The 12,376-nt window shown below is 63.6% G+C and carries 13 protein-coding genes; 5 read left to right on the top strand and 8 right to left on the bottom strand.

Annotation, left to right across the window (positions count from 1 at the left end):
* Window positions 1-13: 13 nt before the first annotated feature.
* Window positions 14-1,315 (bottom strand): ATP-dependent protease ATPase subunit HslU, encoded by a 1,302-nt coding sequence (gene hslU / locus U0C82_RS12465; protein WP_322187492.1) that lies wholly within the window; start codon window positions 1,313-1,315, stop codon window positions 14-16.
* A gap of 423 nt (window positions 1,316-1,738) precedes the next feature.
* Between hslU and U0C82_RS12460 the strand changes: the two genes are divergently transcribed.
* The 5 genes from U0C82_RS12460 (at window position 1,739) to U0C82_RS12440 (ending at window position 5,785) form a co-directional block, all read left to right on the top strand.
* Entirely contained in the window at window positions 1,739-2,302 is a 564-nt protein-coding gene (locus tag U0C82_RS12460; protein ID WP_322187491.1) for a type 1 glutamine amidotransferase domain-containing protein, read from the top strand.
* A gap of 162 nt (window positions 2,303-2,464) precedes the next feature.
* Entirely contained in the window at window positions 2,465-2,689 is a 225-nt protein-coding gene (locus tag U0C82_RS12455) for an aa3-type cytochrome c oxidase subunit IV (RefSeq protein WP_322187490.1), read from the top strand.
* 73 nt (window positions 2,690-2,762) lie between these two features.
* Window positions 2,763-3,953: a Re/Si-specific NAD(P)(+) transhydrogenase subunit alpha gene (locus tag U0C82_RS12450; protein ID WP_322187489.1), complete on the top strand. Its 1,191-nt coding sequence runs from the start codon at window positions 2,763-2,765 to the stop codon at window positions 3,951-3,953.
* On the top strand, window positions 3,953-4,372 hold the full coding sequence (locus U0C82_RS12445) for a proton-translocating transhydrogenase family protein (RefSeq protein ID WP_322187488.1): 420 nt from the start codon (window positions 3,953-3,955) through the stop codon (window positions 4,370-4,372). Before U0C82_RS12450 ends, U0C82_RS12445 begins: the two co-directional genes overlap by 1 nt.
* Window positions 4,373-4,384: 12 nt before the next feature.
* A complete protein-coding gene (locus tag U0C82_RS12440) occupies window positions 4,385-5,785 on the top strand; it encodes an NAD(P)(+) transhydrogenase (Re/Si-specific) subunit beta (protein WP_322187487.1) in 1,401 nt (466 codons plus the stop codon).
* 447 nt (window positions 5,786-6,232) lie between these two features.
* Here U0C82_RS12440 and U0C82_RS12435 read toward each other — a convergent pair whose 3' ends face one another.
* From U0C82_RS12435 to U0C82_RS12405, 7 genes are all read right to left on the bottom strand, one after another.
* Window positions 6,233-7,411, bottom strand: a complete 1,179-nt coding sequence (locus tag U0C82_RS12435; protein WP_322187486.1) for a branched-chain amino acid ABC transporter substrate-binding protein — start codon at window positions 7,409-7,411, stop codon at window positions 6,233-6,235.
* A 174-nt stretch (window positions 7,412-7,585) separates the two neighbouring features.
* Window positions 7,586-7,933: a DUF6867 family protein gene (locus U0C82_RS12430; protein WP_322187485.1), complete on the bottom strand. Its 348-nt coding sequence runs from the start codon at window positions 7,931-7,933 to the stop codon at window positions 7,586-7,588.
* Entirely contained in the window at window positions 7,933-8,685 is a 753-nt protein-coding gene (locus tag U0C82_RS12425; RefSeq protein ID WP_322187484.1) for an ABC transporter ATP-binding protein, read from the bottom strand. Before U0C82_RS12425 ends, U0C82_RS12430 begins: the two co-directional genes overlap by 1 nt.
* A complete protein-coding gene (locus tag U0C82_RS12420) occupies window positions 8,682-9,674 on the bottom strand; it encodes an ABC transporter ATP-binding protein (RefSeq protein ID WP_322187483.1) in 993 nt (330 codons plus the stop codon). The genes U0C82_RS12425 and U0C82_RS12420 overlap by 4 nt, the downstream gene beginning before the upstream one ends.
* A gap of 14 nt (window positions 9,675-9,688) precedes the next feature.
* Window positions 9,689-11,146 carry a high-affinity branched-chain amino acid ABC transporter permease LivM gene (livM, locus tag U0C82_RS12415; protein WP_322187482.1) on the bottom strand — a complete coding sequence of 486 codons (1,458 nt, stop codon included), beginning with the start codon at window positions 11,144-11,146 and terminating at the stop codon, window positions 9,689-9,691.
* A 5-nt stretch (window positions 11,147-11,151) separates the two neighbouring features.
* On the bottom strand, window positions 11,152-12,069 hold the full coding sequence (locus U0C82_RS12410; protein WP_322187481.1) for an ABC transporter permease subunit: 918 nt from the start codon (window positions 12,067-12,069) through the stop codon (window positions 11,152-11,154).
* Window positions 12,045-12,170, bottom strand: coding sequence for a hypothetical protein (locus U0C82_RS12405; RefSeq protein ID WP_322187480.1), 126 nt, complete (start codon window positions 12,168-12,170; stop codon window positions 12,045-12,047). The genes U0C82_RS12410 and U0C82_RS12405 overlap by 25 nt, the downstream gene beginning before the upstream one ends.
* Between the last annotated feature and the right edge of the window lie 206 nt (window positions 12,171-12,376).

The raw sequence follows: 12,376 nt of genomic DNA, 5'->3' as shown, positions 1-12,376 counted from the left end.
CTCCCGTCGCCTGTTACAGAATGAACCGCGACAGGTCGGTATCGCCGGCGATCTCGTCGAGCGCCTTGTGCACATAGTCGGCGTCGATCCTGTAGGTCTCGCCGCCCTTGTCCGGCGCCTCGAACGAGATGTCGTCGAGAACCCGTTCCATCACGGTCTGCAGCCGGCGTGCGCCGATGTTTTCGACCGAACCGTTGAGCTTGACCGCCGTGTCGGCGAGCGCGTCGATCGCGTCCTCGGTGATCTCCAGATGGACGTTCTCCGTCTTCATCAGGGCGATGTACTGCTTGATGAGACAGGCCTCCGTCTCGGTGAGGATGCGCCGGAAATCCTCCCGCGTGAGCGCCTTCAGCTCGACGCGGATCGGCAGGCGGCCCTGGAGTTCGGGCAGGAGATCAGACGGCTTCGACACGTGGAACGCGCCGGAGGCGATGAACAGGATATGATCCGTCTTGACCGGTCCGTGCTTGGTCGCGACCGTCGTGCCCTCGACGAGCGGCAAAAGATCGCGCTGCACGCCCTCGCGGGACACGCCCGCCGAATGGCCGTCCTTGTTGGCGACCTTGTCGATCTCGTCGAGAAAGACGATGCCGTTGTTCTCGACCGCCTCGATCGCTTCGCGAACCAGTTGCTCCTGGTCGAGCAGCTTGTCGGACTCCTCCCCGATCAGCAGATCGTAGGAGGCCCGCACGCTCGTGCGCCGCTGCTTGGTGCGGTTCATCGCCTTCCCGAACATCTCCGAGAGGTTGAGGACGCCGATATTCGCGCCGGGCATGCCAGGAATGTCCATTCCGCCGAGCGGACCCGACGTATCGGCGATCTCGATGTCGATCTCCTTGTCGTCGAGTTCGCCCGAACGCAGCTTCTTGCGGAAGGAATCCTTCGTCGCCGGCGAGGCGGTCTTCCCGACCAGGGCTTCCAGAACGCGGTCCTCGGCCCCCTGATGGGCTCTCGCCTTCACTTCCTCGCGCTTCTTCTCGCGAACGAGCCCGATACCGATCTCGACGAGATCGCGGATGATCTGCTCGACGTCGCGGCCGACATAGCCGACCTCGGTGAACTTGGTCGCCTCGATCTTGATGAAGGGCGCGCCCGCAAGCTTGGCCAGCCGGCGCGAGATCTCCGTCTTGCCGACGCCCGTGGGGCCGATCATGAGAATGTTCTTCGGCATGACTTCTTCGCGAAGGCCCGGCTCGAGCTGTTGACGGCGCCAGCGATTGCGCAGGGCGACCGCGACGGCGCGCTTTGCATCCTTCTGTCCGATGATGTGACGGTCGAGTTCGGATACGATTTCGCGTGGGGAAAAATCTGTCATGGCTCGTCTAAGCTTGGCTGGACTTGCGCGGCCGTTTTGGGTGAACGGGTTCGGAACGTCCCGTCGGCTCTTGTCACGCTAGATGGGAAAGCCTCGGGGAAAACGCCAGGGTCGGTCGCCGGGCCGGGCACACGCGCCGCGGCCAGCCGGCGTGCAAGCTCGTGCGTTCCGGCATTTTCCAGGCGCCGCACGCGATTGTCGTGCACGGCACGCGGTCCGATGGAACATCAGCCCGTTTCGCCGGTTGTGGGAGGGAACGATAAGAAGGGCGGGTTGAACTCCATCGCTTTGAAATCGAACGATTTCTCCGCAGACCCGCAGGTCTGCGACCGTGGCCTCGCGCGTCCGGAAACCGGGCGTGGTCTTGGCGCTCTGCGACCGGGTTTTCGACCGCCCTATCAATGGAACGGACAGGATAAAACCATGACGAAGATTTCCGCAGCAAAGATCGCCATTCTCGCAACGGACGGTTTCGAGCAGGTGGAACTCACCGAACCGCTCGCCAAGTTGAAAGAGGCCGGCGCCCAGGTGCATGTGATCTCCACCAAGAGCGGTTCGATCCGTGGCTGGGACCAGGATCACTGGGACAAGGAGATTGCGGTCGACAAGCAATTGTCCGAGGTGCGGGTCACCGATTACGACGCGCTGGTGCTTCCCGGCGGACAGATCAATCCGGACGTGCTGCGTGCCGATCCGAAGGTCGTTTCCTTCGTCCGGGAATTCTTCAATTCCAAAAAGCCGCTCGCCGCGATCTGTCATGCGCCGTGGCTCCTCATCGAAGCCGACGTGGTGCGTGGCCGAGACGTGACCTCGTTCAAGTCGATCAAGACGGACCTGAAAAATGCCGGGGCCAACTGGGTCGACAAGGAGGTCGTCGTCCACGAGGCGCTGATCACCTCGCGCAATCCGGACGATCTGCCGGCGTTCATCGCCAAGATCATCGAGGAGGTCGAGGAGGGCCGTCACGAGGATCGCAAGGTCGCCTGAGACACCTTTCCGACGACGAAAAGAAACGAACAAGAGGGCTGGCCGTGCGCCGGCCCTTTCGGTTTTCGCCACGCAAAGCGTGCGCTTCGCCGCGCGCATCGTTGCAAGCGCTGAAATATTTCGTGTATGTCCGAGGGAAACCTCATCACGAAAGGCAGTGAGATGGCAGGCGACCCAAGTTACGACCTCAAGAGCTCAGCGGACATGGACTATGCGGAGCATGAACGAACCTATTCCGGCTTCCTGAGCATGTTCAAATGGGGAACGATCGTCGTGGTCGCGATCCTCTGCGGCATGGTCGTCAGTCTCGTGGGCAGTGGCGGCGTCCTCGGCGGTCTCGCAACGTTCCTCATCGTGCTGGCCGTCGCCTACTTCATCGCCAAATAACGGTCGGTGCCGCCGCGCCATCGAGGGGCGCGGTTCCGCCCTAACCCGAGCATTCTGGGAGGAGAAGCGACGGATGAGAATCTTCATACCGCGCGAGCATGACGGGGAGCCGCGGGTCGCCGCATCGCCCGACACGGTCAAGAAGCTCAAGGGCTTGGGTGCGGAGGTGGTGGTCGAGACGAACGCCGGAACGCGCTCGAAGATCACCGACCAGGCCTACGAGGCGGCCGGTGCGTCGATCGGCGATTCGGGCAGCGGCAAGGATGCCGACGCGGTGCTGAAGGTCGCGCGCCCGACGAAGGAGGAGGCCGCCGGCTACAAGCGGGACGCGGTGGTTCTCGCCCTCATGGACCCGTACGGCAACGAAGATGCCTTGAAGGATCTCGCCGATGCGGGCATCATGGCGTTTGCCATGGAGCTGATGCCGCGCATCACCCGAGCGCAGGTGATGGACGTCCTGTCCTCCCAGGCAAACCTCGCCGGCTACCAGGCCGTCATCGACGCCTCCCACGAATTCGACCGCGCCTTCCCGATGATGATGACGGCCGCCGGCACCGTGCCGGCCGCGAAGGTCTTCGTCATGGGGGCGGGCGTCGCGGGTCTTCAGGCGATCGCGACCGCCAAGCGCCTCGGCGCGCGGGTGTCCGCGACCGATGTCCGACCCGACACGAAGGAACAGGTCGAATCGCTCGGCGCCAAGTTCGTCGCCGTCGAGAACGACGAGTTCCGCAAGGCCCAGGATTCGGGCGGCTATGCCACCGAGATGAGCCAGGATTACCAGAAGCAGCAGGCCGAGCTCGTCGCCGAGCACATTGCCGGCCAGGACGTCGTGATCACCACGGCGCTCATTCCAGGCCGTCCCGCGCCCAAGCTGGTGTCGAAGGCGATGATCGATGCGATGAAGCCAGGCTCGATCCTGGTGGATCTCGCCGTCGAACGCGGCGGCAATGTGGAAGGCTCCAGGCCGGGTGAGATCGTCGAGGCGGGCCCGGCCAGGATCGTCGGCTATCGCAACGTCTCGGGCCGCATCGCGGCCAGCGCCTCGCTGCTCTACGCCAAGAACCTGTCCTCGTTTCTCGAAACCATGATCGACAAGGACGGCGGGACACCGAGCCTGAAGGTCGATTTCGAGGACCCGCTGGTCAAGGCGACGCTCCTGACCCGTGACGGCCGCGTCGTGCACGAGAAGTTCGGCGGCGCCTCCCTTGTCGACACCAACAGCGCGCCGCAGGGCGACGAACCAACGCGCGAGGCGGACGCCTGATGGAAAACGAAACAGTTCAGAACACGCTCCAGAAGCTGGACGAGGCCGGGCTTTCGATCGGCGAGGCGCGCACGGGCGTCGAGCAGATGATCGCTCAGAGCCATGCGCTGGAAGCCGCCGGCCATGCCGCGACGTCGGGCGCGCCCTTCGTCTACTACCTCGCAATCTTCGTGATGGCCTGCTTCGTCGGCTATTACGTCGTCTGGTCGGTCACTTCGGCGCTGCACACGCCGCTGATGAGCGTGACGAACGCGATCTCCTCGGTCATCGTCGTCGGCGCCATCCTCGCGATCGCATTGTCGACCTCGTGGGCGGCGACCATCTTCGGCTTCATCGGTCTCGTTCTTGCCTCAGTGAACATCTTCGGCGGCTTTCTCGTCACCCAGCGCATGCTCAGCATGTACAAGAAGAAGAATTGAGGGGGACGGTAGATGGCTCATAGTTTCGCAACATTCGCCTATCTCGTCTCCGGGGTTCTCTTCATCCTCGCCCTGCGCGGCCTTTCCCATCCCTCGACCAGTCGCAGGGGCAATTATACGGGCATGATCGGCATGGGGATCGCGATCCTCACCACGCTGATCTACGCCGTGCCTTCGTTCGGCTCTCTCGTGCTGATCGTGCTGGGCCTTGCGATCGGTGCCGTGATCGGCGCGGTGATCGCCAGGAAGATCCCGATGACGGACATGCCGCAGCTCGTCGCGGCCTTCCACTCGCTCGTCGGTCTTGCCGCCGTCATGGTCGCGGCGGGCGCGCTCTACTCGCCGGCCGCCTTCAACATCGGAAATGTCGGTTCGATCGAGATCCAGGCGCTCGTCGAAATGTCGGTCGGCGTCGCCATCGGCGCGATCACCTTCACGGGCTCGATCATCGCCTTCGCCAAGCTCGACGGCCGCATGAGCGGCAAGCCGATCGTGCTGCCGATGCGGCACTGGATCAATATCGGCCTCGGCGTCGCGGTCGTCGTCTTCGTGATCGTGTTCGCCGTCACCGAAAGCCATCTGGCGTTCTGGCTCATCGTCGTCGCCTCGCTCGCGCTCGGCGTCCTGCTCATCGTGCCGATCGGCGGCGCCGACATGCCGGTCGTCGTCTCGATGTTGAACTCCTATTCGGGCTGGGCTGCCGCCGGCATCGGCTTCACCCTGCAGAACCTTGCGCTGATCATCACCGGCGCGCTCGTCGGTTCGTCCGGCGCGATCCTGTCCTACATCATGTGCAAGGGCATGAACCGCTCGTTCATCTCGGTCATTCTCGGCGGGTTCGGCGGCGAAAGCTCGAGCCCGACCGCCGACGATCTGGGCGATCGCACCGTCAAGCAGGGCTCGGCGGAAGATGCGGCCTACCTGATGAAGAACGCCAACCAGGTCATCATCGTGCCGGGCTACGGCATGGCGGTGGCCCAGGCGCAGCACGTGCTGAGCGAAATGGTATCGGTGCTGAAGAAGTCGGGCGTCACGGTGAAATATGCGATCCATCCGGTCGCGGGCCGCATGCCGGGCCACATGAACGTTCTTCTTGCCGAGGCGAACGTTCCCTATGACGACGTCTTCGAACTGGAGGACGTCAACTCCGAGTTCAAGCAGACCGACGTCGCCTTCGTCATCGGCGCCAATGACGTGACCAACCCGTCGGCGCGCGACGACAAGGCCTCGCCGATCTACGGCATGCCGATCGCCAATGTGGACGATGCGGCGACCTGCCTCTTTCTCAAGCGCTCGCTGAGCTCGGGCTATGCCGGGATCGACAACAGCCTGTTCTACAAGGACAAGACGATGATGCTGTTCGGCGATGCGAAGGACATGGTCGAGAAGATCGTCAAGTCGCTCGAAGAGTGACGGTCGTCGCCCGCAACCCGTAAACCCGCGCCCGGAGCCTTCGAGCTTCGGGCGTTTTCATTTGTGGGGAAGGGATGTGCGTGCCACCCGGGATCGGTCGGTAGCGCAGCGGGAGACGTTTGAGACCGGACGGGCTGTCTGGCTGTCGCTCGCGCCGCAGGCGTCCGGGAAGCACGGGATTTTCCCCCGCTTCCGAGATGAGGCAAGAGTGTCGACCCGCGCGCGGGGTGCATTGACACCGGCCTTCGAAAGTCAGGCCCTGGGCGCCGGACAAAAAAGACCCCGGCGCCAGGCACCGGGGTCCGTCCGTGATCCGACGGGCGCCGAAGCGCCGCCGGGCGTGTCTTAGAGCGAAATGCGATAAGTCTGAATCGACATTTCGCTCTCAGTATTTGTTTTTCCGCATGATGTTGTCCGAAAAGTCATGCAACTTTTCGGCATCACGCTCTAGTTGGCCGGAGCGTCCTCGGCAGTGCCTTCCGCCGGGGCTGCGGCGTCTGCGGGCGCTGCGGCGTCCGTGCTTTCCGCCGAGTCGAGTTCGGCATATTTGCCGTCCTGCCAGTCGTACATCACGTAGCCCGGAAGCGTCACGTCGCCCTTGTCGTCGAACTCCAGGTCGCCGATGACCGTCGAGAATTCGCCGTCATTGAGGGCGGTGACGACGGCGTCATATTCGGTGGAGCCGGCAGCTTTCGCCGCTTCCGCCCAGGCCTGGATCGCGGCGTAGGTGTAAAGCACGTAGCCTTCGGTCGTCTTGCCCTCGGCTTCGAGCTTCTCCACGATCGGCTTGGCCGCCGGGTTGTTGCGCGGGTCCGGGGAGAAGGTCATCAGGGTGCCCTGACCGGCATCGCCGGTGATCGCCCAGTATTCGTCGGTGACGAGCGCGTCGCCCGACATGATGACCGTGTCCATGCCCTGCTCGCGCATCTGGCGCGCCATCAGGCCGGCTTCGGTGTGATAGCCGCCGATGTAGACGAGGCCGATGCCGGCCTGCTTCATCTTGGTGACGAGCGAGGTGTAGTCCTTTTCGCCGGCCGTGTAGGCCTCGACGAGAGCGGGCGTCTTGCCGGCTTCCTCGTAGTACTTCTGCGTCTGGTCGGCGAGACCTTTGCCGTAGGCGGTCTTGTCGTTGATGATCGCGACCTTGGCGTCCGGGAAGTTCTCGGCGATGTAGGCGCCGGCGACTTCGCCCTGCTGGTCGTCACGGCCGCAGACGCGGTAGATGCCGTCGCCCGGGCGCTGGTCGGTGTAATCCGGGTTCGTCGAAGCGGGCGAGATCTCGATGATCTGCTCGTCGGCATAAACCTGGGATGCGGGGATCGAGGAGCCCGAGCAGAAATGGCCCGCAACGAAGGGGACGCCTTCCGATGCGAAGTTGTTGGCGACCGCCACGGCCTGCTTGGGATCGCAGGCGTCGTCGCCGATGGAGAGCTGAAGCATTTCGCCGTTGACGCCGCCGGCTTCGTTGATGTCCGCGACCGCCTGTTCGGCGCCGACACGGAGCTGCTCGCCGAAGCTTGCATACTGGCCGGTCATCGGCCCTGCGACGCCGATGGTGATGTCGGCTTTGGCTGCGCCCGTGAGGACGAGACCGAGAGCGGCGCTGGCTAGAAGTGCGTTTCTCATGAAATCTCCCTGTCGAATGTGATGTTGATGTTGCCCCGAACCGGGGAAGTGTCAGGAATGGGGGTCCATCCTGCCGCAGATTAAAGACGGTCGGACCGGCTTTGGCTAGTCGTTCCGCCGCTTTTTTCTACTTTGGTGAATAATGAGGCGATTTCTTCTGACACGTGCGCCCATTCAACTTGCGTTCAGAAATCCATACTGTCGCGCCATCTGACGGTTGCGGACGAAGGTTCGCCCCAGGGCCGCGATCGCGAACAGGACCACATAGTCGATGAGGGCGTAATAGACCGCCGTCCAAAGGGTCTCGAACGGCAGGAAGAACGTGCCGTCGAACAGGCTGAAGTGAATGAACCGGACCGCCAGCGTCAGGAGAAAGACGTAGAAGGCCATCAGCCCCCAGCCACTCCAGCCGAGCGCGGTCGAACGGCCGATCGCATAGGCGCCGCCACCGCCGAGGACGACGGTGACGAAGACGAATTCGACGGCCGAGACTTCCCAGAGCAGACCCATTTCCGCTTCCATCAGTGGGCTCCTCCCTCGAGATAGGCGCTGCGAACCTCTTCACGCGACAGGAGTTCCTTGCCGGTGCCGGTCATGGTGATCGAGCCGTTGACCATCACGTAGCCGCGATGGGCGAGGCGCAGCGCGTTGAACGCGTTCTGCTCGACGAGGAAGACGGTCAGGCCCTCCTTGCGATTGAGTTCGCCGATGGCGTTGAAGATCTGCTTGACGATGAGTGGCGCCAGCCCGAGCGAGGGCTCGTCCAGAAGCAGGAGCTTCGGCCGGCTCATCAGCGCCCGGCCAATGGCGAGCATCTGCTGTTCGCCGCCCGACAGGGTTCCGCCACGCTGGTTGCGGCGCTCCTTGAGGCGCGGAAACAGCTCGAACATCTTGTCGAGGTCCGACTGGAAATGCTTCGGATCCTCGAGGATCGCGCCCATCTGCAGGTTTTCCATCACCGTCATGCGCGAGAAGATGCGCCGCCCCTCCGGCGACTGGGCGATGGAGCGGGACATGATGTCGTGCGTGGGCAACCGGGTGATGTCGTCGCCGCGATAGATGATCTGCCCGTTGCGCGCCTGCGGCGAGCCGCAGATCGTCATCATAAGCGTCGACTTGCCGGCGCCGTTGGCGCCGATCAGGGTGACGATCTCGCCGGCATAGACGTCGACATCGACGCCGCGCAGGGCCTGGATCTTGCCGTAGAACGTCTCGACGCCGCGGATCTGAAGCATCAGTTCGCGGCTGTCGCTGGCATGGATTGCGGCGCTCATGTCCGGCCTCCGTCGGCAAGCGTCTCGTTCGCCGCTGGCTGGGAATCGTTTCGGTTGAGATCTTCCTCGACCTCCGCCACCTCCTCGTCGTCGACGCCGAGATAGGCTGCGATCACCTTGGGATCCTCGCGCACGGCGCGTGGACCCCCGTCGGCGATCTTCTTGCCGTAGTCGAGAACGATGATGTGGTCGGAGATTTCCATCACGACGCCCATATCGTGCTCGATGAGCAGGATCGAAACGCCGTCCAGATCGCGGATCGAGCGAAGCAGATCGTTCAGTTCGGCCGATTCGCGCGGGTTGAGGCCCGCGGCCGGCTCGTCGAGGCACAGGAGCCGGGGATTTGTGCACATGGCGCGCGCGATTTCCAGCCGGCGCTGGTCGCCATAGGACAGATCGGCGGCCGGATCGTCGGCCCGGTCGAGCAGCATGATGCGATCGAGCCAGGCGATCGCCTTCTCCTTGGCAAGGCGCGCGGCCTTCGTGTAGCCGGGCAGGCCGAAAAGACCGCCGACCGTATAGCCCGACGCCCGCATCAGATGGTTGTGCTGGGCGACGAGAAGATTCTCCAGCACCGTCATGCCGCCGAACAGACGGATGTTCTGGAAGGTTCGCGCAACGCCGGCCTTCGCCGTGATGCGAAAATCGTTCATCCGCTCGAGGAGGAAGACGCCGTTCTCGCCGTCGCGGCTGTACTGCCGGCCCGACAGGGTCAGGTCGCGGATCGTCTCATCGCTGGGCTTTGTGCCCCGCCTGAGGACGATGCGGCCTTCGGTCGGCTGGTAGAAGCCGGTGACGCAGTTGAAGACCGTCGTCTTGCCGGCGCCGTTCGGGCCGATGAGCGCGGTGATGTCGCCGCGTCCGACCGTGAAGGACAGGTCGTCGATCGCAACGAGGCCGCCGAACCGCATGGTGAGGTGCTCGACCGACAGGACCGGATCCTCGGTCCAGCGGGCATGGGATGCGGGCGTCATATGTGTGTCTGGCATGGGGTTCGACATGATCAGTGGCCCTCGCCCTGGCTGACGAGGTCTGCGCCGATCTTCTTCTTTTCCTTGTAGAACACGGATGGAACACGGGTCGAAATGAGGCCTCTCGGCTTCCAGACCATGATCGCGACCATGGCGAGACCGAAGATCAGCATGCGGTACTGGGTCGGGTCGAAGCCCGCGCCGAACACCGCCTCGAGGATCGTGAGGTTCCGCAGGAGCTCGATGCCGCCGATCATCACCACGGAGGCGATGACGACGCCGAGCTGCGAGCCGAGGCCCCCCAGGACCACGATCGCGAGGATGATCGCCGATTCGATGAAGGTGAAGCTCTCGGGCGAGATGAAGCCCTGGCGCGTCGCGAAGAACGAGCCTGCGAACCCGCCGAACATCGCGCCGGTCGCAAAGGCCGTCAGCTTGACGTTGACCGTGTTGATTCCGAGCGCGCGGCAGGCGATCTCGTCCTCGCGCAACGCTTCCCAGGCTCGGCCCACGGGCAGCTTGCGCATCCGCATGGTGACGAAATTGGTGAACAGCGCCAGCGCCAGAATGATGTAGTAGAGGAAGACGAAGCGCTGGACGGGGCTGTATTCGAGGCCGAAATAGTCGGCGAAGCCGCCCTCGCCACGATTGAATTCGAGGCCGAAGAGCGTCGGCTTCGGAATGCCGAGCAGGCCGTTCGGACCGCCGGTGAATTCGTACCAGTTGAGCAGCACGACGCGGATGATCTCGCCGAAGGCCAGCGTCACGATCGCCAGATAGTCGCCGCGAAGCCGGAGCACGGGAAAGCCGAGCATCACGCCCCAGAGCGCTGCGAAGAGACCGGCCATCGGCAAGCAGACCCAGAAGCCGAGGCCGAAATTCGTCGACAGCAGCGCGAAGGAATAGGCGCCGACGGCATAGAAGGCGACATAGCCCAGATCGAGGAGGCCGGCGAGGCCGACGACGATGTTGAGCCCCCATCCGAGCATGACATAGGTGAGGATGAGGATCGCCAGGTCGAGGAGATAGCGGTTCTGGCGCGGCAGGAACTGGTCGAGCAGGAACGGCAGGAAGATCGCCACGAGCAGCATCACGATGCCAAAGACCTTGCCGATGGGCAGGGGTTTGCGACCCGTCGCGGGGCGCTTGAAATAGCTCGTGATCGGCGAGGACGCGCGGAAGATGAAGAAGGACAGAAGGAACCGGCCGACGAAGGCGACGCCGATCCATGCGAACCAGAGACCCGGCCGCAAGGTGAGATCCAGGCCGCCGGTGGCGATGTCGGTGCGGAAGACGAAGAAGAAGATCGTCAGCGCCCCGACGAGCGTCGCCGTGATGCCGGCCTCCTTCAGCGAGCGCACGAGGCGCGAATCCTCGGCCGGCGTCTCGGTGAAGGGCGGCTCGCCCCGCATTGCGTCGCGGCGCGCTTCGCTCTCGAGTTCGGCGCCCTCGGGACGGTTCGAGGCGGTGGGTGGGGTCGTCGTTGCCATCCTTATCAGACCTTCTCGACTTCCGGACGCCCAAGCAGGCCGGACGGCATGAAGATCAGGACGATGGCGAGAATCGAGAAGGCGGCGACGTCCTTGTACTCGACCGAGAAATAGCCGGACCAGAAGGTTTCGATGAGGCCGATCGCAAGGCCGCCGAGCATCGCGCCGGGAAGCGATCCGATGCCGCCGAGAACGGCCGCGGTGAACGCCTTCACCCCGGCGATGAAGCCGATGTAGAAGTCGATCACGCCGTAATAGAGAAGATACATGGTGCCGGCGACGGCGGCGAGCGACGCGCCCATGACGAAGGTCAGCGAGATCGTGCGGTCGACGTTGACGCCGAGGAGCGAAGCCATCTTGCGGTCCTGCTCGCAGGCGCGCTGCTGGCGGCCGAGGGAGGTCTTGGAGATGAGCAGCGAGAACCCGATCATCAGGGCGACCGTCATGGCGATGATGATGAGCTGCATGTAGGAGATCTGCACGACGATGCCGCCGGGCCCGTCCATCAGCGTGATGCCGCCGGTGATCTGCGGCGGCAGAGGCTTGACGCGCGCGCCCTGGGTGACCTGGACGAAGTTCTGCAGGAAGATCGACATGCCGATCGCGGTGATCAGCGGCGCCAGGCGGAAGGAGCCGCGCAAGGGACGGTAGGCGACGCGCTCGATCGTCCATCCCCAGATGGCGGTGAACAGCATCGCGACCGCGAGGATGATCAGGAGAACCAGCGGCAGGAAGGTGACCCCGATCGCTGCGAGCGCGAGGAAGGTGGTGAGCGCGATGAACGCTCCGATCATGAAGATCTCGCCGTGGGCGAAGTTGATCATGCCGATGATGCCGTAGACCATGGTGTACCCGATGGCGATCAAACCGTAGATCGAACCAAGGGTGACCCCATTGATCAATTGCTGAAGAAAATATTCCATTCGCGCCCGTCTTCTTGAAGCGTGCTGATCGTTTCGAACGGCGGCTTGCTCGTTCTGTCAGGAACGCCGCGCTCGGTCATGGCGACCTTGAAAGTTTTCAAGGCATGTTCGTGGGATGATGCATTCCATAGCAACTGCCCGGTTGCAAGCGCGAAGTTTCACGATCCGCCGCCACGTCGATCGGGGTACGGCATTTCGCCACGGCATCGCGGGTCGAGATGCCGGAATGGCGCTGCAATGCACGTGGAAAGGGCGAAATCGCCCCTTTCGCGGAGCGCCGTTGCGCACAGGTTTTCGACCGCGTGCG

The sequence above is a fragment of the Fulvimarina uroteuthidis genome, assembly GCF_034321785.1.
Taxonomy (GTDB): domain Bacteria; phylum Pseudomonadota; class Alphaproteobacteria; order Rhizobiales; family Rhizobiaceae; genus Fulvimarina; species Fulvimarina uroteuthidis.
Note: the sequence above shows the minus strand (reverse complement) of the source record. Positions and strands in the feature narration are given on the sequence as shown.

Coding starts and splice junctions, on each gene's coding strand:
- U0C82_RS12445 (WP_322187488.1), top strand. CDS start 3,953: ATGGAAAACGAAACAGTTCAGAACACGCTCCAGAAGCTGGACGAGGCC.
- livM (WP_322187482.1), bottom strand. CDS start 11,146: ATGGCAACGACGACCCCACCCACCGCCTCGAACCGTCCCGAGGGCGCC.
- hslU (WP_322187492.1), bottom strand. CDS start 1,315: ATGACAGATTTTTCCCCACGCGAAATCGTATCCGAACTCGACCGTCAC.
- U0C82_RS12410 (WP_322187481.1), bottom strand. CDS start 12,069: ATGGAATATTTTCTTCAGCAATTGATCAATGGGGTCACCCTTGGTTCG.
- U0C82_RS12430 (WP_322187485.1), bottom strand. CDS start 7,933: ATGGAAGCGGAAATGGGTCTGCTCTGGGAAGTCTCGGCCGTCGAATTC.
- U0C82_RS12460 (WP_322187491.1), top strand. CDS start 1,739: ATGACGAAGATTTCCGCAGCAAAGATCGCCATTCTCGCAACGGACGGT.
- U0C82_RS12455 (WP_322187490.1), top strand. CDS start 2,465: ATGGCAGGCGACCCAAGTTACGACCTCAAGAGCTCAGCGGACATGGAC.
- U0C82_RS12420 (WP_322187483.1), bottom strand. CDS start 9,674: ATGCCAGACACACATATGACGCCCGCATCCCATGCCCGCTGGACCGAG.
- U0C82_RS12425 (WP_322187484.1), bottom strand. CDS start 8,685: ATGAGCGCCGCAATCCATGCCAGCGACAGCCGCGAACTGATGCTTCAG.
- U0C82_RS12435 (WP_322187486.1), bottom strand. CDS start 7,411: ATGAGAAACGCACTTCTAGCCAGCGCCGCTCTCGGTCTCGTCCTCACG.
- U0C82_RS12450 (WP_322187489.1), top strand. CDS start 2,763: ATGAGAATCTTCATACCGCGCGAGCATGACGGGGAGCCGCGGGTCGCC.
- U0C82_RS12440 (WP_322187487.1), top strand. CDS start 4,385: ATGGCTCATAGTTTCGCAACATTCGCCTATCTCGTCTCCGGGGTTCTC.